This is a genomic window from Sphingomonas sp. BLHR8, from assembly GCF_056821725.1.
Genome location: NZ_JBPDIM010000001.1, coordinates 1 through 22,406, shown reverse-complemented (window position 1 = coordinate 22,406; position 22,406 = coordinate 1). Strand labels below are relative to the sequence as shown.

Genomic DNA, 22,406 nt, shown 5'->3' with positions numbered 1-22,406 from the left:
CATGCCGCTATGGGCCACTGCACCTTGCCCGCACAGTCGACGTCTCCGCCGTTCGGAGCCGACCCTCATGCGGGTCACGCGACGTCGGCTCAACACGCTGCACCCCAGAGTGCGGCCGCCTGCGCGCCGGAGCACGCAGCGATGGGTCACTGCACGCCGTCCACGGCGGTCGAGGTGCCGGTCGGACCGCCCCCGCTCGAGGCGCTGAGCGGCCCGGCCCATGCCCAGGACCTGTTCTTCAATCCCGCCGAGGCGGCACGATCGCGCGCCGAACTTGCGGAAGAGCATGGGGGAATGGAGGCCTACAAGTTCCTCGTCGATCAGCTCGAGGTAACGGTCGGCGAGGGCCCGGAGGCTTACGCCTGGGATGCCCAATTCTGGTATGGCGGCGACATCGACAAGTTGTGGGTGAAGACCGAAGGGGAAGGTGAGTTCGGGGAGGAGCTCGAGGGCGCTGAGGTCCAGGCGCTGTGGAGCCACGCGATCGACCCTTGGTTCGACCTGCAGGCGGGCGTCCGCCAGGACCTGAACGCCGGACCGGACCGCACGCACCTCGTCCTCGGCGTGCAGGGGCTCGCTCCCTACTGGTTCGAGGTGGACGGCGCGGTCTTCCTTTCCACCGAGGGCGAGGTCACTGCGCGTTTCGAGGCGGAATACGATCTTCGGCTGACGCAGCAGCTGATCCTGCAGCCGCTGGTGGAGGTGAACTTCTCGCTGCAGGACGTGCCGGAGCTCGGCCTCGGGTCGGGCCTCACCACGACGGAGCTCGGTGCGCGCCTTCGCTACGAGTTCTTCCCCGACGGCGGCCCGGCCGTCATCGCCCCCTATGTTGGGGTTGAGTATGAGCAGGCTTGGGGCGGAACCCGGGGCTACAGGGTGGCAGCGGGCGAGGACGCCGGCGGCGTGCGCTTCCTGGCAGGTATCAGGCTGTGGTTCTGATCCGGTCCGTCCTCATCCTCCTCGGCGCGCTGGCGACGCTTGCCATCCTCTCGCCGGCAGCGGCGCACAAGGACCACGAGAAGACGAAGGCCGCGGCCGCCCAAGTCCAGGCCCATTCCCCGGGCCGAGCCTTGCCGCCCTCCGAGATGCAGCAGCAGATGGAGGCGCACATGGAGGAGATGGCGGCTCAGGAGCCCAAGAGCTTCCCCGAGCGGCTGTTCGACTGGTTCGGCCGGATGCATCCGTTCGCCGTCCACTTCCCGATCGCGCTGTTCCCGGTTGCCCTCGTCGCCCTCGTCCTCGCGCGCCGACGGGGAGAGACGGTGGAGCTGATCCGATCCCTGATCGTGGTGGCGGGGATCGGCTCGGTGATCGCCGCCGCGCTGGGGTGGCTCAACGGCGGACTGACCATCCAGGACGCAGACCAGGTGCTGATGCTGCACCGATGGCTCGGCACCGCTCTCGGGGTGATCGGCGGCATCCTCGCGACGTGGGCGTGGCGGCGGCGGGCTTCGGTGCACGGCCGGGGAATGGTCGTCGCCCTGGGCGCCGTGGTCGCGCTGCTTCTCGTCCAGGGCTTCCTCGGCGCGTCGGTGACGCACGGCATAGAGCACATGATGTTCTGAAATCCATCTCCGGGGGACGAGCGGGGCGGCTGAAGCGAAGGAAAATGGAATGACTCGAAGACTGAAGCACACGTTGCTGGGCACGTCGCTCCTGGCACTTCTCGCCGCCTGCGGCGGCGGAGGCGGCGACAACAACCAGACGGCTCAGGCGAACAACCAGCAGCCGGCGGTGAACGGGAGCGCCCACAGCATGCCCTCCAGCCCCTTCTCACAGGCCGAGATGCAGATGAACGAGCGGATGATGGCCGCCACGGGAGCCAACGCGTCCGAGACCTGGACCAGGAAGATGATCGAGCATCACCGCGGCGCCGTGGCGATGTCGCAGATCCTGATCGAGCAGGGCGGCGAGCCGCGTTACGTCGAGATGGCGCGGATGGGAGCAGAGAAGCAGCAGCGCGAGATCGGCGAACTCGAGCGGATGCTCGCGGGCGGCATTAGCGGCGGATCGGGCGAGGCGAACCCGTTCGGACCGGTCGAGCAGGGCATGCATCAGCGGATGACGGCGGCGAGCGGCGCCAACATCTCCGAGACCTGGGCGCGGAAGATGATCGCCCACCACCAGGGCGCCATCGACATGTCGGAGACGCTGATCCGACAGGGCGGCGATCCCGAGGTGCTGGCCATGGCTCGGAAGACCGCTGAGGATCAGCGCCGCGAGATCGCCCACCTCGAGGCCATGCTGCGCGGCGAGGCGATGCCCACGGCTGGTGCAGCGCCTTCCGCCCCCGCCGGGGCGCCGAAGGAGGCGTCCCGCAACAGCTCGGCGCCGGCGGCCCGCGAGGCGGATGCCGCTCCCAAGACGAGAGCGCCGGAGCGCCCGGCGCAGCGGCCCGCGCAGCGCGAGCAGGCTCCCTCCGGGTCGGCGCCGAAGCAGTCGCCGCCGCCCACGCCGACGTGCGCGCCCGAGCATCGGGCCCTGGGTCACTGCTGAGGCGGCGTCTGGTGGTCCGGGTGGCCGGTGGCGTGGAGCCGTCGGACGGCCGGACCCGTCCGGCCCGCGCTGGCTGGGCCGTGGCGCCGTCAGCCCCTCTTCGCGCCGCGCCACCGGAAGATGGCGTAAAATTGCCTCCTGGTGCGGAAGGTCCCGCTTTCGACATGCTCCCACCCGGCGCGCGAGCGGATCATCTGCTCGTGGTTGGAGTGAAGATAGAGTAGCACGAGGTCAGCGGTCGCCTCCCGGTGGCTGCGCTCCGCGTTGTCGAGCACCTTGCCCAGGAGCGGCTCGTCGAATGGGTTGTTGAGGAATAGGACCGTCGGAGCGGACGGGAACTGGAACTGCGTCGCATCGCCGTTCACCTGCGTGAACTCCACGTCCGGATGGCGGCGGCCGAACACGTCGATGTTGCGACGGGCCGTGGCGTCGAGGAGAGGGTCCAGTTCGACGCCGACCACCTTCCTGAAGCCCGCCCTCGCCGCCAGGAGGAGGCCGCGGCCCTTTCCCGACCCAAGATCTATGAAGAGCGTCTTCGAACGATCGGCGATGGACGCGCGCTCGACCACGTGGTCGAAGAAGTCGGGCTCGACCGGCTCATACCGCACGGCGCCCCTCTTCAGCCCATCCGGGACGTCGAACTCCTCCGGCGGAACCGTTCCGGACGTGTCGACGCCGTGCTCCCGGTCGAATGAGCGGTCATAGGCATAGCGGTGCTCCCCGTAGCGGCCGGACACGAGGAGCCGGAGGTTGGCGACCAGGAGCGCCACGAAGCCGCCTGGACCGAGGCGTCGCAGCGCGCGCAGGGCACGTGACATGATGGAGCCCGGAGGAGCGGAACGCCTCCTGCTCATTCGCCATCCAGGATCTGGCGGGTCGTGCGGCGTGTCGCCGCGCTGACCAGCCGTGCCCGGGTCCGGAGCCGGCCGCAGTGACGCTCGTGCAGGATCATCCGTGCCCCCTTCGCCCATGATACGCAGCGGGCGGCGGCGCCCCTCGCGACGGCCGAAGCGCTGCCGAGGATGAGCTGCGGACCTAACCCGGGCGACGCGCCGGGCTCGCGCCGGTTCTCCGTCTATTGCCTGGCCAGGGTCAGCGTGGTCAGGTCGAGGGTGAACCGCCCGCCATCCGCCGGCGGCGTCATCACCGCCGCGAACAGCATGGTGGGACCTCGCGCGTCGGCCGGCACGTGAACGACGCCGGCGCGGTCCGTGGCCATGTGGCGCCTTTGTCCGTCCGAGGTAACGACGTCGACGGGATAGTCCGGCAGCGGACGCCCCATGCCGAGGAGCCGGTAGCGGTCGGGTCCACTCCCGGTCGCCACGAACTCCAGCGCCACTCCGACAGGTTGCGCCGCCTCCGAGCTCCTCTTGCAGGTGCGCACGCACATGATCGTCTTGGCGAACCGGCGGGACAGGACGCGCAGCGTCCTCGGGCGCGACAGCGCCTCGACCGCGGCCTGCGCGTCGCGGCTGACGCGATACTCCTCGAGGATCAGCGGGATGCGGTCCTCGCCATATTCGACCTCGCGGTCGCGCACCTTGACCGCGGCGACGACGGTGCCTGGCCTAGCCCCCGTCAACGTCAGGTTGAGCGCGTTCGCGCCCACGGCCCCCGCCTGCAGGCGCGGTGCGCCCGGGCCGCGCGCGTAGAGCCGCTCGATGCGGTCGACAGTCAGGGCTGTCTCTCCCGCCGCAGAGGAGGAGCCGACCGTCGCCTGGATCGTCGGAACGCGCGTTCCGGTCGTCACGAAGCTGCCGGGAAGGAGGAAAAAGTCGTGTGCATCGACGGCCGGTGCCCACGAGACCACTCCCGCCAGCAGGGCGAGGCGGACTCGCCTGCCAGGAAACCTCCAGCTCGAAGTCCGCACCCGTCCTGCAACAGCCATCTTCCATCCTCCATGTCAGTCCAGGCGAGCCAAGATGCCCTTCATCTGCTCGATCTCGGTGCGCTGCGCCTCGACGATCTCGCCGCACAATTGGCGAAGCTCGGCGTCTTCCAGCCGTGCCTCCTGACACATCAGGATGGCGCCGGAATGGTGGGGGATCATGGATCGCACGAACTGGACGTCGCCGACTGCGGCCTGCGTCCGGATCGCCATGAACGCGGCGACGAACAGGACGGCGAAGCCGGCGTGCAGGACGAGGTTCAGCCGCTTGTTGCCATACATGCTACCCATCATCAGCAGCATGAGGATCGCCATCGGCGCGACCATCGTCAGCGCCATGTAGAACATGTTGATGTTGTGGAAGAAGCTCCCCGTCCCGTCGATCATGCTGAACATCACAAAATACATGATGATCGTGCTGATCGTGAGGTTGATGCCGAGCATCACGTAGTGCCTGCCCATGGCCTTGTGGCCGCCGTGGCGGTGCGGCGTCGGCGTATCGGTCATCTGGTGATCTCCTCTTGGTCGCGGAGGCAAGTCGCCTTTAACACCGTGTCAGGGTCAAGCGGGTCCGCCACTCGGCGGCGAAGATGCGTAGACGGCCGTCCGGCCGTCAGCGAAGAAGGCCATGACCTGGAACGGATCGCGCCGGCCGTCAGAGGTCTCCATGCCGGGCGAGCCGGCCGGCATGCCGGGAACGGCGATCCCGCGCAGACCCTGTGGACGCTCGCGAAGCATCCGCTCGACGGCCTCAATGGGGACGTGCCCCTCGACGGTCAGCCCGGCCACCTCCGTCGTGTGGCATGAACCGAGCTCCTCCGGGACGCCGAGCCGCGCCTTCACGGCCGCCATGTCCACCTCGTTCACGACCTCAACCGGATAGCCGGCGCGCCGGGCGATGTCCGCCCAGCTCTGGCAGCATCCGCAGTTCGGGTCCTTGTGCACGACCATCGCCGGACGCGCGGCGGCGGTCGCCCGTTCCGGAGCAGCAGGCTGTTCGCTCTCGCCCGGCGCGTCGCGGGAGCACCCGGCGACGAGCAGGCCGGCGAAGGCGCAGCCGCCCGCGAGCACGCTCCGACGGCTCAGGCTTCCGACGTGGACGTTGCGCATGGATCGGACGTCCTCCTCCCCTGCCGATACGCAGGCGACCGCGCCTCCCCTCAGCATCGGGGCGATTCACCCGAAATGGCCGGAGCATCGTGAAGGGAAAGGTGGTCCGCGTGCGTAGAGATCCAGGAGCGGGGGCATCACGACACCGACCACGGAGACCCGATATGCACCACTTGCGAGACATGATCGCCGCACATCCCGACGTCCGCGGCAACACCAACGATTCGCTCATCCGCTGCATCGAGGAGTGCTTCAGCTGCGCCCAAAGCTGCACGTCCTGCGCCGACGCATGCCTCGCGGAGGAGATGGTCGCCGACCTGCGTCAGTGCATCCGGCTGAACCTCGACTGCGCCGACATCTGCCTGGCCTCGGGCACCATCGGCACCCGCAGGACCGGCAGCAACGAGCAGGTGATCCTCGCCACCCTGGAGGCGTGCGCGCAGGCCTGCGCGCTCTGCGCCGAGGAGTGCGAGCACCATGCGAGCATGCACGAGCACTGCCGCATCTGCGCCGAATCCTGCCGCCGCTGCGAGCAGGCCTGCCGCGAGGCGATCCAGTCGATCGGCACCGGAGCCCGCTCGGGAACCAGAGCCTGATCCAGCCAGCGTGAACCGGAGCGCGTGGCGGGAGCCGTCAGGACCCGCCACGCGGCTTCTCCCCGCCGGCTTGCGGGCGAGTGGCTTCCGCGCTCATCATGAGGGCTGGCCGCACCTGCCGCGTATATCGGCACGCGGGGAGGAGAGGGAATTGCCTGATCTCGATCATCTGTTGCGGCGCCTCGGCGAGGAGCAAGCGCCGGACCGGCTCTCAACCTTGGAGGACAAGGTCCTCGACAGGGTCCGTGGCCACAGCTTCGAGCAGGAGCCGCTCCGCTACCGTGCCGGCGCGATAGCGTTGGCGCTCCTGATGGGCCTCGCCGGCGGGATGCTGCCGCAGGGGGGCGATCGCGGAAGTGCCCGCGTCGCTCCCTTCGGCGAGCCCGCGGACCTTGCGCCGTCGACGCTGCTGGTCGGCCGCCCGTGAGGCCGGCACTCCGCCGTCTCCTCGTCCTCGCCGCGGTCGCCTTCCTCGCAGCGCTGGCGGGGGTGCTCATCGGGCGCGGAATATCGGAACGGGCGCCGGAGCAGTCGAGCGCGCTGCATGAGCTCCTGCACGAAGAGCTCGGGCTCGACGAGCGGCAGCTCGCGCAGATCGAGGAGCTGGAGGCGACCTTCGCGGCCAGACGCCGAGCGCTCGAAGCCGAAATCCGCGCCGAGAACGCCCGCCTCGCCGCCGCCATCCAGGCGGAGCGCGGCTACGGCCCGCGCGTCACCGCCGAGATCGAGCGGTCCCACCAGATCATGGGCGAGCTCCAGAAGGCGACGCTGGAGCACATCTTCGCCATGCGGACGGTGCTGCGGCCGGATCAGGCCGAGAGGTTCGACCAGGCGGTGGTGAGGACCCTGACCGCTGAGGCGGAATGAGGTGCGTTCCGGCGGAATGCAGCGACGGCGAGCTGGCCGCCCTCACCATCGCGGGGAAGCAGGAGGCGTTCACCGAGATCATGAGACGCCACCAGGCGCCGCTCTACCGGATGATCAGGGGCCATGTCGGGAACCCGGAGGACGCGCTCGACCTCGTCCAGGAGAGCTTCGTGTCCGCCTACAGGCGGCTCGACAGCTACGACCAGTCGCGGCCGCTGCGCGCCTGGCTGGCCCGCATCGCGATCAACAAGTGCCGAGACTGGGCGCGTCGGCGCGCCGTCCGCCGCTACCTGTTCTCCTCGGATCCGATGCCGGATCAGGACGGGGTTCCCGACCTGGCGCCCCTCCTCGACAAGGCCGCGGCCGACAAGCAGGATCTGGAGCGGCTGTGGCAGGCCATCGCGGCGCTGCCGCGCAGCCTCAAGGAGCCGCTGATCCTCAGGACGATCGACGGACTGTCGCAGGCCGAGGTCGCGTCGGTCCTCCGGATCAGCGAGAAGGCGGTGGAGACGAGAGTCTATCGGGCGCGCAGGCAGCTGGCGGGTTCGCGCGAACCGGATGTGGACTAACGGGCGAGCAAAGGGCCCACGACGCCGTTGCTCGGGCGCAGGAGCCGGGTCCAGGAGCGAACATGCGATCGGGCTGCGCGCGGAAGGGGGACGCGAGTTGAAGACCAGGTTGCCGCTTCTCGCGCGGCGTCTGCACAAGTGGCTCGCCCTCGTGGTGGGCGTTCAGGCGATGGTCTGGACGCTGTCAGGCTTCTACATGGTCGCCATCGACCTGGACTTCATCCACGGCGACCATCTCGTCCGCGAGGAGCCGCCTCGGTCGCTGGACGCGGCCGCGCTGGGCGACCCGCTGCTGGCGGCGCGCGCCGTGCCGGGCACGACCGGCGTGCGGATGCAGCACGTGCTTGGGCGCGACGTCTACATCGCAGCCGGTGCGCAGGGGGAGGTGGCGCTGGACGCCCGCAGCCTCGAGCGCCTCCCGAGGCCGACCGAAGCGGACATCCGCCGCATCGCGCAGGAGCGGTTCAACGGTCCCCGGCCGATCGTCACCGTCGAGCTGCTCGACGAGGTTCCCTTCGAGATCAGGGGGCGACCTCAATGTCGCGCCACCCAGTTGTCATTTCGACTGGCAAATGCCCTTGACGAGACCAACCGTGAGCTTGCCGGTCTGCTTCGCGGACAAGCAACGGAAATCGGACGCGCCGAACGCGGCACGGCGTCGCGCGAGGGCGGCGCGACCCCGGTCATGGCCCTGCTGCAGCAGGCATGGGGCGAGCTCGACACGGGTGTGAGGCAGGAAATCCGTGACGAGGGCAAAACCTCGGGCGATATCTCGCATCTGCTCGAAAAGCGGATTCTCGTCGTTACTGCGAATCCGGAGCGGGACTCTAGACCGGCCCTCAAGATTGACCGCGAGATTCGGGCCATCCGCGAGGCGTTCAAACAGTCTCCCGGAAGCGTTCATGTCGAACCGCTGATGGCGGCGACCATCGACGACTTCCGCAGAGCGTTGTCCGGCCAGCGTTTCGATATCGTCCACTTTGCCGGCCATGCTGACCTGGAGGGAATTTCCCTGCTGGACGAAATCGGGAACGAGGTCGTGATGACCTACGACCCCCTCGCCGAACTTATCAGGCGGCAGAAGACCGTCCAGTGCGTCCTGCTGAACGCGTGTCATACAATGGAAGGCATCACGGAGCCGTTCGCAGCGGTCATTGTCGGCATGATGGACGAGATCGATGACGAGGAGGCAATTGCCTTTGCCACTGGCTTTTACGACGCGGTGGCGGCAGGCAGGTCGGTTGATGAAGCTTATGATGAAAGGATACTTAGTGTTCAGACGAAGGGTCTGAATCCCCATCAAATTTCCCGCCTGCGCCGGGATTAGCAGGACGCCTTGGGCCGCGGGCCACACGACGGGCCGCTCATGATCTTTCACCGCGCACCCGGCCAGAAGGCCCCGGCTATCGCTCGTCACGACATGTACAGCAGACCCGGAAAGAATGGCTGGCCGCAATCGGCATCGCCTTCTGCTGGGCGAAGTCGAAACCGTCCGGGCATCGCAATCCGGTCATGTCAACTTCGACCAACCTAGACTCTGCAAGCCGCCATTCCGCAATCGGCTCATAAGCACCCGCCGCGGCCACCATTAGCCGATCACCGATGCCAGTGCTGAAAATCACAAAGGTACTCGGACTCGGGTGACACCCCTGTCAAAACAAGATGCTCACGGGCGCGGGTGGCGGCAACATAGAGCAGGCGGCGCTCGGTTTCGTAGATTTCGTCCAGCTCAGCTTCGTCGGCCGCGTCAGCGATGCGGACGTCTAGCGGAAGGATGCCTTGGTCGCAGGCCATCACCACCACTCCACGGAACTCCAGACCCTTGGCTAGGTGCATCGGCGCGGTGGTGATCATGTCGGCGTCTCCGATACCCGCAAGCGCCGCGCGGGCGCGGGCGACCAGGTCCGGTGTGCGGACGAAGATGCCGATCTCGGCGGGCGCGATCCCTTCGGCCAGCCAGCTGGCAACAGTGGTGGCCACTGTCTTCGCCTCTTCCTCCACCGTGCCGGCGGTCGTCACGGTGGGCGCGGGGCCGTCGAACACCGACACAATACCGCGCCGCTCGTCCTCGACGCCGTCGACGTCGCGAAGAACCGGCGGCAGCAGGTGGTCGGCGGCGCGCCGGATCTGCTGCGACGTGCGGTAACAAACCTTCAGGGTGTGCGAGCGGCCGCGCACGTCGACGCCGAGCTGCGCCCAGGAGAAGGGGTGCTGGAAGATGCGCTGACCCATGTCGCCGGCCAGGAAAAGCGCATCGGCGCCAGCGGGCGACAGCGCTGCGAAGAAGCGCAGCTCGGCCGGCGCGAGGTCCTGCGCTTCGTCCAGGATGACGTGGTCGAACGGCTTGCGCGTCTTGCCGGCAAGCCGGTCGGCCAGTTCGTTGAAGACCTGCGCCCAGGTCGTGAATCGCTCGGCCGCCAGCGCCGCGCGAACGCTGGCGAACACCGGCCAAAGCCGCTCACGCTGGTTTGGACCCAGCCTGCTCTTGCGACCCATCCGCTGAACGGTCGCATAGGCTTCAGCCGAGGTCATGCCCCAGGCGTCGATGACGTTGATCCACTCGGACAGCAGGAACCGGTCGGAGAAGCCCTTCAGCAGCGCCGACTTGGCCGATGCGGCAAGCCGATCGCGCAAGATTGTATTTGTCGCGATGCGGGGGCGAACACCGTGCTCCAGCTGGTACAGCTGCTCGGCGACGCCCTGGAATGAGGCGGTCGTGATGCGCGGGACCACGCCTCCTGTCTCGGGCGCCAGCACCAGCAGCTTCTTGGCCATCGCGTCCGCCAACGGCTGCGAGAAGCTGGCGAGCAGGATGCGCGCGTCCGGGTTCGCGCGCGCGAGCCGAACCGCTCGGTGGATCGCCACGATCGTCTTGCCCGTGCCGGCGGAACCCGCGACCCGCGCCGGCCCGGCGAATGTGCGGTCGGTCAGGTCGCGCTGTGAGGGGTGGAGGAACACCCCCCAGCGTTCCCAAGGGAAGGCCAGCGCCTGCTCCAGCTCTTCCTGATCGGCTATCGGTCGAATACGACGCAGCGCGTCGGGGTGGGTGAAAGGGTCGGCGCCGGACGTCGCAGCAGGCGCGGACAGCCGGCCGGTCGCGGCGTACTCCAGCAGCGCCTCGCTAGCCTCGGCCGGCAGATGCTCGGCGAGGACGAAGAACCCCTCCTCGGTTGCCGCACGCACGTCGGCGAGCCAGTCCGTCGGCACGCCGATAGACAGCAGGGCCTCGTCATCTAGTGTTGCGAAGAGCTGCGGCGGCGTCGTGGCCGGCGCGCTGGCGGCGGGCATGACGAAGTCGAACCGCTCGGGAGGGGCGACGTTCTCGACCCGCTCACGCACCTCGACGATCTGGACGGCACCGGTGCGGGGGTGAGCCTCGATCCTGCGGCGCTCCGCCCAGGCGTAGGCATCGTCGTGGTGATCGACATAGGCAACCAGCGTTGACTGTCCGGTTTTGTGGACGATCAGCCGCACATCGCGATTGACCCGCGCGGACCAGAAGTTCGGGTCCTTGCTGTTGTCGATCCGGTGCAGCTGAAGCCCATTGCCGGTCGGGTCCATCTGCAGGTCGAACACGCTGGCCTTCACCGCCTTCTGGTCCTGCCCGGACAGGCGATTGAAGGCAGCCGTGAATGTATCGGCGATCAGGAAGTTCATTGGGGTCGCGGCGGTATCGGGAGGAAACGGAAATCTTTCGTCAGTGAACCTTCAAATACCCATCCGTCGGGTGTCACGAGCTGCTTCAACGAGCTGCCCTCAAGCTGGCACCCGGCCACCCTCTTCGTGGTGGCCCCTTGCCAGCTTATGTGACCGAATGACGCCCAGCGGGTGGGAACCATCATGCCCTTCTGCTGATCGCACACCGTGAAGTCCTTTGCCTGCCCGTCTCCCTCCCTGAGGAATAGTCCACTGTGCTCCAAGGTGTTGCAGAAGCGCTCCGTTTCAGAAGGTGACAGAAAGCCGACGCGAACCAGTTCGCCATCCGTGCAGAGTGTGTTGTTTGGAACAAGACTCTTGAACCGGTCCAAATCGCCGGCAAACGTCTCGAGGAGGCGGTCGGCGCGGATGATGACGGAGATGCCTTCGACCAAGACCGCCACAGCCTAAACCCCAAACACCTTCATCACCTCGTCGCCGAAGTGGTTGATGACTTTCACCGCGATCTTCCCGCCTGCCGGCCGCTCGAACGGGCGGGAGATGTCCGAATAGAGTGTCGCCCACGCATCCTCGTCGATCTCGGCGCGGAGTGCGGTCTTGAGGCTTTTGTAGGGGTCGTTCGCGCCGAGGAAATAAGCGTGGCGGACGAAGAAGCTTTCTTCGTTGTAATCGGTGTCGATGAACCAGGCGGCGATGCCTTTGGTGTCGCTGGAGCGAATGTCGCCGGTGTTGGGATCGAACACGTCGACGCCGTTCACCTTCACGCGGATGCAGGGCCCGCCGTCGTCCAGCACCTCGACGTCGGGCTCGCCAAAGACGACGAACATGTTGCCGCGGCCGGTGTTCTTCAGCTCGTCCGACATATGCATGTCGGGGTTGATGCGCGCCTTCAGGATGGTGAGGCTGCCGAGCCTGTCGAGCTCGGACGAATGCGCGTCGAAGTTGAAGGCGCAGGCGATCAGCACGTCAAAGCGGTTGTCCACCGCCTCGCGTGCGGCGGCGACCAGGTCCTGCCGGCCGACGGTGCCGTATTCGGGGCCAATCAGAATCGCGGCGCGGCGCTCGGGACCATTCTCCCCTTCGATGAAGGTCGCGGCGGCGCCGACGAAATTGCCGGGCCAGGGCGCAATGCTCTCGAAAGTGATGCGATCGCCCTTGGCCTGCTGCCTGACGCCTTCCGCCTTCAGATAATCGATGACGATCGCGGCGAAGTCCTGTCCGGCGAGGTCGGCGTCGGCGGGCGAGCGCGCGCCGTCGGCGGCGTCGAGCGTCTCGATCAGCTCGTCGTCGCTGGCGGGGAGGACGCGGTGCGGCGACAGGCTCTCGACCGTGAACGGCCCGGCGACGCGGACGCGCGCGGGATCGGTGTAGGGCTTGTCGTAGAGATACTCGACGTCGGCGCGCGCGGCGATGCTGGCGTCGATCTCGCGCTGCCGGGCGATACGCGCTTCCCACCATTTGGCGTGCGGCTCGGCGGCGGTGGACTGCGCGGAGGCGGGCAGCTCGCGCGGGATTTGCCATTCCTCCCACGCCTCTCCGGTCGCGGCGTTGAGGTCGGCGCGCAGCGGTTCGAGCACCGCCTGCCACTTCTCCCAGATTTCGTCGATCAGCGGATTGCGAGCAATGTCACCGAGGGTCACACGCGCTTCACGTTCGTAGACAAAACCTTGACGGATATCTTGATTGACAGGTGTCGCCGGAGGTGGCGCCTGGGTCAGTGCTGCTTCCTTGGCTCGACCCTCCTTGCTGTCTGCGAGGATATACCAAGGATAGCGTGCGGCGGCGAGGCGAGTTCGAGCCAGAGTGAGCGCTACACGGCTTGTGTCGATCGTGATCCAGCGGCGACCCCATTGCTCTGCCACAAAAGCCGTCGTTCCAGAGCCGCAGGTCGGGTCCAGCACGAGATCACCTGGATCGGTGGCCATCAGGAGACAGCGTTCAACGGTCTTTGTGCCAGACTGGACAATATAAATCTTACTTTCCGTGAAGTTGCCAGTGCCGGTGTCGGTCCAGATATTCGAATACGGTTGCACAGCAAAATCGTTGTGAAAACGCCTGTAGCGGAAGCTATTCGTAGCCACGTGCACGCGTTCGCTTTTAACCAGCCTGTTCACACCAACAGGATAATTGGCCTTCCAGTGTGAATTCTTAAGCCAAGGATCACTATGAACACCACGCAAAGATAGGGGCTGGCGTTCGGACGCGCGCCCCTGAGATATCATATTGTCAGGGTTGTATGGCTTGGCGCCTTCGGGGAGCGTCTGCGCTACTTTTTCGCTCGAGGAAACACCACGATATGTGAAATCCGGTAACATAAGCCACGTGGCATTGCCTTCTCCAAGCGTGTAAGGCTTGGGTTGATAGAGAGAGCGCCATTTTAGGCTTGGCCTATGCTTTGCATACCATAGGATAAAGTCAGAAACGTTGGAGATTGCGTCAGCAGAAAAACCATATGTCTTCTGCACGACTATCTCGCTCACGCAATTTCCTGCTCCGAAAACCTCGTCCATCACCGCACGAACCCGGTGAACGTTTTCATCGCCAATTTGCACAAATACCGACCCGCTCTCAGTCAACAGGTCTCGCATCGCCGTAAGGCGGTCACGCAAATACGTTAGATAGCTGTGAATATTGTCCTTCCAGGTGTCGCGAAACGCCTTAACCTGTTCGGGCTCGCGACTGATATCTGTTTGCTTTCCGTCCTTAACCTCAAGGTTCTGAGTCGAGACCTGCCAGTTCGAGTTGAACTTGATGCCGTAGGGCGGGTCGAAATAGATGCACTGCACCTTGCCCTTCAGGCTCTCGCGCTCGGACAGGCTGGCCATCACCTGCAGGCTGTCGCCCAGGATCATCCGGTTCGACCAATGCTGGTCGTGCTGGTAGAATTCGGCGCGCTGATCAGGCTCGATGCCGTTGAAGTCGGCGAACAGGTCCGGCGCGTCGGTGGTCGCCTCGCGCGACTGCGCTGTCCGGCGCTTCAGGTCGTCGATGATCGCTTTGGGGTGGATCTTCTCCTGGATGTAGAGGGGCGGCACGTTGACGACGAGATCGGACCAGTCCTGCCGATCCTTGCCGCGCCAGACGAGCTGCGCGTCGGACAGCGTCAGCGTGCCGGTCTCGGCCAGCTCGGCCTGCTGCGCCTCGGTGATCGTGATCCGCGCCCCGTTCCAGATGATCTCGGGCACGCTGACTTCCTCTTCGGTTCGTGTCTCGCCCTCGGCCAGCGGCCGGGCGCGGGGATAGTGTTTGGGCGGCAGCGGGTGCGTGTCCTCCTCGCGCAGGAAGAAGGACTGCAATTCCGCCGTCGGGATGTTCCGCCGCGACGCATCACCGTGGCGCAGCGCGTCGACCTGCTTGGGGGTGCCGGGCTTGCGCGCCATCAGGCGGTCTCCGCCACTGCACACAAGGTCGGATAGCGGTCGCGTAGCCAGCGGTACGATTCAGCCTCTGGCCAGTCGGCCAAGGGCGCGAACGCGTCCTCGATCGACATCGACCGAAAGTCGGCTGGGTCGGTCAGCAGGCTGCGAAACACTGCGAAAGCGTCGTCACCGAACCGCCGCAGCGCCGGCGAGGTCACTGTGTGCAAGGGAGTGTTGCCGGCAGGCGAGAGGTGCAGGACACGCGCGCGGTCGACCGCAGAGTCGGCTCGCTCGGTGTGCCAGGCGAGCATCTGTTGTCGCAGCATCTGGTAAAAGGGCTCCCAGAAGAAATCGTCGAGCGTGACGTCCGCATCCGCGCGGATCGGCCCGTTCGGGGCGCGCCAGATCGCGTCATAGCGGGCCCGGCGCGTGTCGTTTCCCTTAGGGTCGAGCGGCTGGCCGTAGCGCTCGGTATACTTCCACTCGATCAGCAGCAGATTCGTGACGCCCGCGACTGTGCGATAGAGGATGGCCGCGTCGGCCGCCGTGGCGTTCGCTCCGCGCTTGCGAAGCGTGCCCACCTTGGCTTCGTTGAGGTGGTCTACCTCACCGATCCACTCGAAGGTGACGAACCAGTCCTGGCCGGCGCGTCCACGCTCTACGGGCAGCACCTCGGCGACGTCATCACCGGTGACGTGCGCGATCCACCGGGAAAGCAACGCCGGCTTGTCGGCGAAAGGCAGCAGGAAGTTGACACAGCAGACCTGCGAGGAGAGCCCGTGGTTCGCGTGCTGGTGCCATTGGATGGACGGGTCGGCGTCGAACAGACGCTCGGCCGTGTCGCGAATAGCCGGGGCCAGGTTGGCGGCGCGGTGCTCGGGCGCGACGCGGTAGGCCGCGCCGCGATAGCCATGGTGCGGGGCGAGGTTCGCCTCGAACCAGGCACCCTGTTCTGTGCGCTGCCGTGTGTCGAAGGTGCCGGGCATCACGTCTGGCTCCCGCCAAGTCGGGCGAACGCCGCCTGATATACGGTGGTGCGCTCATCCAGCCAGTCGGCCAACCGATCCCATTGTGCGGGATCGTGCGGGTCCGCCTTCAGCGATTGCGAGAGAAAACTGCTGTCCCCACCGGCCGGTGCGCCAAGTTCATCCGCAAGTTGCTGGAGGCTTGGCTGGAGCTCGCCGGCCAGCTCGTCCATGGAGCGGCCCCGTCGCGGTCGCACGAAGACGCCCACACCGTTCTTGGACAGGTATTGCACCACCACCGCGTCCGTCCCCGGCAGATCGGCCCAATGCGAGCTCGCCGCGTCCGGCTTCCCAAATCGGGGATGACGGCCACAGACGTGCGTCCAGAACGCGAGCCGGTGCTGTCCCAACTCGGTCAGGTCGCCCTCGACCGCCCGCTTCCTCTCGGAAACTTGGCGATCCCAGTTGTTGGGCCGCTCCACCACCTCGAATAGGGGCGCATAGGGCGATTCGGCGATACGGACGACACGCAGTCGCACAGCGAAGAAGGCGAAGGGATCAACCGTGTGCTCGTTCAGCCAGCGGATCGCCGACAGGTGCTCGTCTCGGAAAAAGGGTGCGACCCAGACCATCGTCTGCGCCTCCAGCCCCGCCAGATAGGTCATGATCTGACCCAGGTGGGTGTGGTCCGAGCCCTCCAGCTGGTTCTCGACCAGCACGACGCTGTCGTCCGCGGCGTTGCGCGCGAGGATGTCGGCGCTGAAGGTGCCGACCCGGATCTCCGTCCCGGCCAGTTCCAGCGGTATGCCGATCACTTCGGACAGCCGGTCTAGGTTGGCCGCAAGCCAAGGCGTGAAGCGGTGCGCCTCATGAGCCCAGGCGTCGCGCAGCGGCACGTCGGCGAGCGCGGCGAAGACCGGCTCCGTCATGCCGTCGCCCCGTCGATCAGCTTCGTCACCAGCCCGGCGAGCTCATCCTCCGTGGTGTAGGGGTCGGTGAACTCGGCGAACGCCCATTGCCCGTAGCCGCCGAGCGCGTTGACGCCCGGCACCCACATGTCGCTCGCGGTCTGCGCCTTGGCCTTGTCGCTCTCGTCGCGCTGACCCTTCATCTCCAGCACGAGGTGGAGCGGGTTGGCGTCGTCGCCGCTGTCTAGGCGGACCAGGAAGTCGGGCAGGTAGCGCCGCATGGCACCGCCATCGAGATAGGGGATCTCGAAGCCGAGCGCCTGGTTCTTGGCATAGGCGAGCACACGCGGGTGACCCTCCAGTGCCTGCGCCAGCGCGACCTCCCAGCTCGAGTCCTTCACCACGTGGCTGATCTGCGACCGGGGCGGCTGCGCGCCCGTCTTCCAGCATTCCTTCGAGGTGATGAAGTTGACGTGCCGGGTCGAGCCGCTCGGATTGTAGGGGTCGAGGACGGCCACGACGTGCCCGCCGCCACCGCGTGTGCAGGCGATGTCGATCTTCTCGGCCGCGCGAGCCAGCTGCTCCTGATACAGGATTGCACCGATCGGCACGCCCTTGGTGACAAGGTGGCCCTCATCGATCCACCGCCGGGCGAGCCGCTGGATCTGCGGGAACAGGTGCTGCTTGGGGAAGCCGTCCTGGTCGCGGAAGTGTGTGTAGAGCAGGTGCTTGGCGAGGTTAAAGCTGATCTCGGACGGACGCAGGGCGGCCAGCACCTCGGGCGTGATGGTGACGCCGGCACCGACGATGCCCTCCATCGTCACCGACGTCGGGCCGATGTCCTCGGGCGTGATGACCAGGCGGCTGTCCTCGCCGAACTCGGCGTTCAGCCGCTCCGACGGCAGCTCGCGGCGGTAACCGCTGACCCGCGGGAAGCGGATTTCCAGATCGGCGCGTTCGGCGATGGCGTGGACGCGGGTGACCGGCTTTGGCGGCTTAGGATCGACCTTCTGCGGCGAACGCGCGAAGTCGAACGGGATGCCCATGATGTCGGCGTACTCGACGTCGAACAGGCCATCCTTGTTGAGCTCGTATGACTGGCGGCGCAGCCCGCGGCCGACGACCTGCTCGCACAGCAGCTGGGTGCCGAAGGCGCGGACGCCCAGGATGTGCGTGACCGTGTTGGTATCCCAACCCTCCGTCAGCATGGATACAGACACCACACAGCGGATCTGCTCGCCGAGCCGGCCGGGGCGGCCGACCGTGTTCATCACCTCGCGCAGCAGGTCACCTTCGCCAACGTCACCCTTGAGCGCGCCGGCGCCTTCACGGGCGGCGAGCTCGCGCTTGAACTGCTCGATCTCGGCGAAAGCAGCCTCCTTGAACCCCTTGTCGAGCGCCTCGCCCGCTTCGAGCTGACGGGAATCGATTAGCAAGGTACGCGGTTTGGGCAGGCGGCCGCCATGCTCGTCGTAATTGCGAAACAGCTCGAGATGGCCGGCGTGGAAGGCGGCGCGCTCGCCCGCCTCGGCGTCGCCGCGCTCGAAGCCGGCGATCCATTCGAATACCAGCTTGGAGATGGCGGTGTTTTGGCACACGACGATGAATACCGGCGGCACGCCAATGCCGACCTTCTGCCAACGGTCAAACTCGCTGGCATAGTGGCTGTAGAGCGAGTTGAGGGCCGTCAGCAGGAGCGGGTTGAGGTCGAACGGGCTGAGCTTGTTCGCGCTCGCGGTCGACTTCGGCATCGACTTGCCGATGTGTTTCCACAGGTCACGGTAGACGACCGTGTCGGTCTGGACGAGGTTGTCGGTGACCGGCACCCGCGGCAGCTTGACGATGCCGCTCTCGATCGCGTCCATCAGGCTGAAGTCGGACACGACCCAGGGGAACAGCGTCCCCTCCTGATAGCCTGAGCCGCGCAAGAAGAAGGGGGTGGCGGAGAGATCATAGACCGCGCGCACGCCGCCGGTGCGCTTGCCCTTTCTCAGCTGGCGGTCGAGCGCCTCGATGCCGTTGATCCACAGCCGGGCCGCCTCCTCGTTCGCTTCCGCTTCCTTCTTCTCGTCGCCGGTCAGCGCGCCCTCGGCATCACCACCCACCTTGTGGCGGTAGCAATGGTGCGCCTCGTCGTTGATCACGTTGACGCGCTCGAACCGCAGCAGCTTGCCGCACGCCCGGTCCAGCATCTGTGCGTCGGTCTCGATCGTCCGGACCGGCTCGGGATCGTTGCCCTGGAGGAAGCTGCGGGCCGCCTTCGGCATCGCCAGCGTCTCGCGGTGCTGGAAGCTGTGATAGTTGGTGATGACGATCTCGGCCCGGCGGATCTCGGGCAGCATCTCGGGCGGCACGATCTCGCGGGTGTCGTAGTAGTTGCCCGGTTCGCTCGGCTGAAGCACCCGCAACCGGTCCTTGATCGTGATGCCGGGCGCGACGATCAGGAACGCGCGTGAGAAGTCCTTGGTCTCCTTGCGGCCTGCGTTGATCGCCTGCCAGGCGATCAGCATCGCCATCACGGTCGTCTTGCCGCTGCCCGTCGCCATCTTCATGGCAAGGCGGAACAGCGCCGGATTTGCCTCCTCGTTGTCCCTGGCGATCTGATCGAGCAGTCCCCGCGTCGCCGCCCTGCGGGGCGCGACCTCGGTCAGCCAGATCATCGTCTCGACCGCCTCGATCTGGCAGAAGAAGGGGCGGGGCCCGGCCCATTGCTCCTTCGGCCGTCGCCAGTGTTCCAGCAGCCGCTGCGTTGCCGGAGTCACGCCCCAGTCGGTCGGATTAGGCACACCACGCCACGCATCCACGTAGCCGCGGATTTCGTTGATCTTCGCATTCTCGGTGTAGGTCTCGAGATCGAGAGACGCCTGTGTGGCGGCGGCCTTCTTCCGCGACGCTGGCACCGGCACGATGAACTTGGACGGGCGCCGTCCCCTGATCGGCTCTCCTTCGATCGGCTGCCCTGTGTCGTCGAGCCGATGATACAAAGACGGCGGCGCGTAGGGCGAGTTCAGAATCGGCCGTCCGTAAAAGCTCGTACTCAAGCGCCCCATCTCCCCTGAACGTCTTCATGTTCGACGCGCTGCCGCTTTGTCAAAGGGTGGCAGGTTTGAAGATTAGTTCGGCTGTGGTGTCGCGCGGTGCCCCCAGCCCCAGCCGGCCCGTAAGCCAGCATCACGCCACCCGGTCTGGCACTCCAAGCCTTACATCGGACATCCAGAGGCGGTACGATAATATTTGCGAGCGGTCAGGCCGCGTTGCCGCCGCCTTTGAGCGTGCCAGTGAGATGCAGGTCGAGATCGATCCTCACCGCGGCCGCTCGGCGCTTGAGCTTCCTGCGAAGCGACGCCAGCTTCAGTTCGCTCACCCCCAACTCGCAGCGAAGGGCCGACCCGCACAGCCCCTTGCCGATACCATCGACCAGCGCTGTCATGAGGGGATCACCGCCCGCGAGTTCCTCCAGGGCTTCTGCGGCGGCAGCGCGCCGCGCCTCGTGCTCGAGCTCCTGCTCTGCGTTTCGGGAGACCGGCGCCCAGCGATCTAGGACAGTTTCATCGTTCGCGGGAACGATGATGATGCCAGCGGCGCGACGCCGCGCGCGTGCGCGGTTGATGCCGGAAGCGGCGCTGGAGAGGACACCCTCAAGCCGGCTGTCGACGCCATGCGACCAGTTGGGCAAACGCAGCGCGCGTACCATCGCGTCGCTCAACAGGTCATCGGCGTCGGCACCGCAACGGCGTGCGTGATGGTTCGCCATCGCTCGCAAGCCCGTCGGATCGCGAAAGCGCTGTTCGAGCACAGCCAGCGTTGCTTGATCGTTTCGTGCGGCAGCATCGGCTTCATTAGCACAATGCGCCGTGGCGCTCATATTCGGACACGATGTCCGAATTTTCTTGCTGTGGCGCATTGGTGGATTGGTACGATCGGACATGTCAGCCGCCCTTGCGTTGTGATCGCCCGCTGTCCGTTGGACTTCGCGTTCGGTCGTCAGATTGTTGTTGGGGGGCCGAATCCGTGGCTCGTCCACTCTCGGCAGGAACGCCCGTAGACCGGGGCCGCAGACGCTGGATCGAGGATCCACGCTTTGTACGCTCGCCACGTGCACTCGCAGGCAGCGATGGATAAAGCGTTGAGAGATACGGTGTGTTGTCGGTTAAACGTCTCTAGGGTTACCGTCCGCTGATCGCACACACTCCCTTACGCCCGCACGCTCGGAACGGTGTTACTACTCCCGCGCCTTCGCGCCCTTTCGGGTCAGAAATTCCGGCCCCCGCACGGTCATCCGCGCGGCGTTGTAGGGTCGCTGGAGCGCGATGACGTCGTCTAAGCCACCGGTCATCCAGCGTTCGTGATCGGCGCGCTCGAGCACGGTGATCATCGCCTTGGGGTGGATCGGAGCGACGAGCTCGTTGGGGTCGCAGGTGACCATGGCGAAGCCGCGTTTGCCGTCGGCGAGCGGCTGATCAGCTTTGAGCGCGGTCGTGACTTCATCACGCCGCCTTCCGCTGCAAGTCGTGCTTGGCCTTGAAAAGGTTCGTCGCCCACGGATGGAACGTCTGCGCGACGAACCTGCTGTGCGGCATCGCTGCAGCTGCGACGTCGGCGACCTCAGCGGTCGAAGCAGTCGGTTGCCACGAGACCTCGCCCGTCATGGACAGGGTTTCGAGCGCGACGACGGTGGTGGTGAGAATATCCGCCAACACCTGCTCGCGCACACGGCCCCACTCGCCGTTCTCGACCAGGCGGCCGATGCTGGTCGAGGGGCTGGGCTTGCACGGGATCGACAGTGCCGCCGCAAGCTCGGGCAGATGCACCGTTCCGGCCTTCACTGAAAGCGCGTGGCACAGGTCGAGCTTGCGGGGAGCGAAGGGCACCAGGTTCCGCAGCTGCGGCGGCAGCAGCAGGCCGTGACGCATCGCTGCCCGCCGCAGCACGGCACGGTCGCGCGCTTCACCGCCCCAGGTGGTGGCGATGGAGCGGTGTTCGACAAGCGCATCGAACAGCGCCGAAACCATGGCGCGTTCGTCGTGCTGCTCCGCGGTCATGACCACCGGCGGCGTGACGATCGGCAGCGCCCTTCCCGGTTGCTCGGTCAGGGTGAGCCAGGCGACCGCGGCAACCCGGTCGAACGGCCAGCGCGGATGGCCCGGTTGAGCCGAGGCGCCCTCGGCGACCGTGTAGGCCTCGTGCGCCGATCGATCCCAAGCGAACTCGAGATCGAAGATGGTCCACGAGCGCAGCCCATCGCTTGGCGCACGGCCCGGCTCGCGAAAGAACTCGGCGGCGTCTCGCTCGAGCTGCTGGTAGACGTCGTCGAAGAGGTTGTTGTCGTTCATTCTACTGCTCCTGAAACGAAGCAGCCCGCCGATGAGGGCGGGCCGCTTCGAGGTTGGTTGTGTTGCTGTGGTCGGGTTCGATCAGTCGAACCGGGGTGCGGGGACGCGCAGGCTGTCGAACTCGTGCTCGCGCAGCTCGCGGTAACGGTGGCAGGCGGTGAGCTCGAACACCGCCGGGTCGCGCGAGCCGGCGTTGATCGCGCGGGCCACGAAGGGTTCGAGCCCATGCTCCTCGCACAGCGCGAACCATACGCGGCGATGCGCGTCCCAGCGGAAGCCGCCGAGGCGCAGCGCGTCCTTCTTCGCGTAGGGCGCCCCGGTTGCCTCAACCCGGTAGCTCGGCTGCTCGGCTCGGGCGAGGAGCTCGGGCCAGGCCTGGGCGTCCCAGATCAGGTGCATCAGCGCCCAGACGTCGTCACCGGCGCGGTGGGTGTTGGTGAAGTATCCAACCTGGGCGAGGAGGTCGCCGAGCCGTCGACCTTCTAGCCCTCGCCGCGACCAGTCGATCGAGGTCATCGAGCAGGCCCACGCCCGCCCGAACAGCGAGGGGAAGCGCCGCTCGAAGATCGGGCGATCGTACGCGGCATTGTGCACCACGATCAGATCGACGTCGGCGAGCACCGCGGCGACCTCATCATCGTCGATCTTCTGCCCCGCC

General features: G+C 66.5%; 21 protein-coding genes and 1 pseudogene. 8 read left to right on the top strand and 14 right to left on the bottom strand.

Annotation, left to right across the window (positions count from 1 at the left end):
* Positions 1–141: 141 nt before the first annotated feature.
* Genes ACRYJK_RS00110 through ACRYJK_RS00100 form a run of 3 tightly spaced genes read left to right on the top strand, consistent with a single transcriptional unit; the run spans position 142 to position 2,496 of the window.
* Positions 142–939 (top strand): copper resistance protein B, encoded by a 798-nt coding sequence (locus ACRYJK_RS00110; RefSeq protein WP_482665574.1) that lies wholly within the window; start codon positions 142–144, stop codon positions 937–939.
* A complete protein-coding gene (locus ACRYJK_RS00105) occupies positions 930–1,565 on the top strand; it encodes a DUF2231 domain-containing protein (protein ID WP_482665573.1) in 636 nt (211 codons plus the stop codon). The genes ACRYJK_RS00110 and ACRYJK_RS00105 overlap by 10 nt, the downstream gene beginning before the upstream one ends.
* Before the next feature lie 49 nt (positions 1,566–1,614).
* Complete coding sequence (locus ACRYJK_RS00100) at positions 1,615–2,496, top strand: DUF305 domain-containing protein (protein ID WP_482665572.1); 882 nt, start codon at positions 1,615–1,617, stop codon at positions 2,494–2,496.
* A gap of 89 nt (positions 2,497–2,585) precedes the next feature.
* On the opposite strand, the gene ACRYJK_RS00095 is transcribed toward ACRYJK_RS00100, so the two are convergent.
* From ACRYJK_RS00095 to ACRYJK_RS00080, 4 genes are all read right to left on the bottom strand, one after another.
* Positions 2,586–3,266 carry a hypothetical protein gene (locus ACRYJK_RS00095; RefSeq protein WP_482665571.1) on the bottom strand — a complete coding sequence of 227 codons (681 nt, stop codon included), beginning with the start codon at positions 3,264–3,266 and terminating at the stop codon, positions 2,586–2,588.
* A 305-nt stretch (positions 3,267–3,571) separates the two neighbouring features.
* Positions 3,572–4,306, bottom strand: coding sequence for a DUF4198 domain-containing protein (locus tag ACRYJK_RS00090; protein WP_482665570.1), 735 nt, complete (start codon positions 4,304–4,306; stop codon positions 3,572–3,574).
* Between the two features lie 93 nt (positions 4,307–4,399).
* Entirely contained in the window at positions 4,400–4,891 is a 492-nt protein-coding gene (locus ACRYJK_RS00085; RefSeq protein WP_482665569.1) for a DUF305 domain-containing protein, read from the bottom strand.
* A gap of 54 nt (positions 4,892–4,945) precedes the next feature.
* Positions 4,946–5,494 (bottom strand): DUF411 domain-containing protein, encoded by a 549-nt coding sequence (locus ACRYJK_RS00080; protein ID WP_482665568.1) that lies wholly within the window; start codon positions 5,492–5,494, stop codon positions 4,946–4,948.
* Positions 5,495–5,676: 182 nt separating this feature from the next.
* Here ACRYJK_RS00080 and ACRYJK_RS00075 point away from each other — a divergent pair, with 182 nt between their 5' ends.
* The 5 genes from ACRYJK_RS00075 (at position 5,677) to ACRYJK_RS00055 (ending at position 8,853) form a co-directional block, all read left to right on the top strand.
* Complete coding sequence (locus ACRYJK_RS00075; protein WP_482665567.1) at positions 5,677–6,090, top strand: four-helix bundle copper-binding protein; 414 nt, start codon at positions 5,677–5,679, stop codon at positions 6,088–6,090.
* A 151-nt stretch (positions 6,091–6,241) separates the two neighbouring features.
* Positions 6,242–6,517: a hypothetical protein gene (locus ACRYJK_RS00070; RefSeq protein WP_482665566.1), complete on the top strand. Its 276-nt coding sequence runs from the start codon at positions 6,242–6,244 to the stop codon at positions 6,515–6,517.
* Entirely contained in the window at positions 6,514–6,957 is a 444-nt protein-coding gene (locus ACRYJK_RS00065) for a periplasmic heavy metal sensor (RefSeq protein WP_482665565.1), read from the top strand. Before ACRYJK_RS00070 ends, ACRYJK_RS00065 begins: the two co-directional genes overlap by 4 nt.
* A complete protein-coding gene (locus ACRYJK_RS00060; RefSeq protein WP_482665564.1) occupies positions 6,954–7,526 on the top strand; it encodes an RNA polymerase sigma factor in 573 nt (190 codons plus the stop codon). Before ACRYJK_RS00065 ends, ACRYJK_RS00060 begins: the two co-directional genes overlap by 4 nt.
* Positions 7,527–7,623: 97 nt before the next feature.
* A complete protein-coding gene (locus tag ACRYJK_RS00055; protein WP_482665563.1) occupies positions 7,624–8,853 on the top strand; it encodes a CHAT domain-containing protein in 1,230 nt (409 codons plus the stop codon).
* A 269-nt stretch (positions 8,854–9,122) separates the two neighbouring features.
* Here the strand turns inward: ACRYJK_RS00055 and ACRYJK_RS00050 are convergent, their stop codons facing one another.
* From ACRYJK_RS00050 to ACRYJK_RS00005, 10 genes and pseudogenes are all read right to left on the bottom strand, one after another.
* Positions 9,123–11,183 carry a 3'-5' exonuclease gene (locus ACRYJK_RS00050; protein ID WP_482665562.1) on the bottom strand — a complete coding sequence of 687 codons (2,061 nt, stop codon included), beginning with the start codon at positions 11,181–11,183 and terminating at the stop codon, positions 9,123–9,125.
* Positions 11,180–11,617 (bottom strand): hypothetical protein, encoded by a 438-nt coding sequence (locus tag ACRYJK_RS00045; protein ID WP_482665561.1) that lies wholly within the window; start codon positions 11,615–11,617, stop codon positions 11,180–11,182. The genes ACRYJK_RS00050 and ACRYJK_RS00045 overlap by 4 nt, the downstream gene beginning before the upstream one ends.
* Before the next feature lie 12 nt (positions 11,618–11,629).
* Complete coding sequence (locus ACRYJK_RS00040) at positions 11,630–14,563, bottom strand: site-specific DNA-methyltransferase (RefSeq protein WP_482665560.1); 2,934 nt, start codon at positions 14,561–14,563, stop codon at positions 11,630–11,632.
* Positions 14,563–15,528: a PGN_0703 family putative restriction endonuclease gene (locus ACRYJK_RS00035; RefSeq protein ID WP_482665559.1), complete on the bottom strand. Its 966-nt coding sequence runs from the start codon at positions 15,526–15,528 to the stop codon at positions 14,563–14,565. The genes ACRYJK_RS00040 and ACRYJK_RS00035 overlap by 1 nt, the downstream gene beginning before the upstream one ends.
* Positions 15,528–16,436 (bottom strand): hypothetical protein, encoded by a 909-nt coding sequence (locus ACRYJK_RS00030; protein WP_482665558.1) that lies wholly within the window; start codon positions 16,434–16,436, stop codon positions 15,528–15,530. Before ACRYJK_RS00030 ends, ACRYJK_RS00035 begins: the two co-directional genes overlap by 1 nt.
* A complete protein-coding gene (locus ACRYJK_RS00025; RefSeq protein WP_482665557.1) occupies positions 16,433–19,456 on the bottom strand; it encodes a BPTD_3080 family restriction endonuclease in 3,024 nt (1,007 codons plus the stop codon). The genes ACRYJK_RS00030 and ACRYJK_RS00025 overlap by 4 nt, the downstream gene beginning before the upstream one ends.
* A gap of 203 nt (positions 19,457–19,659) precedes the next feature.
* Positions 19,660–20,121 (bottom strand): hypothetical protein, encoded by a 462-nt coding sequence (locus ACRYJK_RS00020; protein ID WP_482665556.1) that lies wholly within the window; start codon positions 20,119–20,121, stop codon positions 19,660–19,662.
* 516 nt (positions 20,122–20,637) lie between these two features.
* Entirely contained in the window at positions 20,638–20,841 is a 204-nt protein-coding gene (locus ACRYJK_RS00015; RefSeq protein ID WP_482665555.1) for a hypothetical protein, read from the bottom strand.
* A gap of 61 nt (positions 20,842–20,902) precedes the next feature.
* Positions 20,903–21,748, bottom strand: a complete 846-nt coding sequence (locus ACRYJK_RS00010) for a 3'-5' exonuclease family protein (protein WP_482665554.1) — start codon at positions 21,746–21,748, stop codon at positions 20,903–20,905.
* Positions 21,749–21,829: 81 nt separating this feature from the next.
* Positions 21,830–22,406 (bottom strand): annotated as a pseudogene (locus ACRYJK_RS00005) (3'-5' exonuclease); the annotation flags it as partial.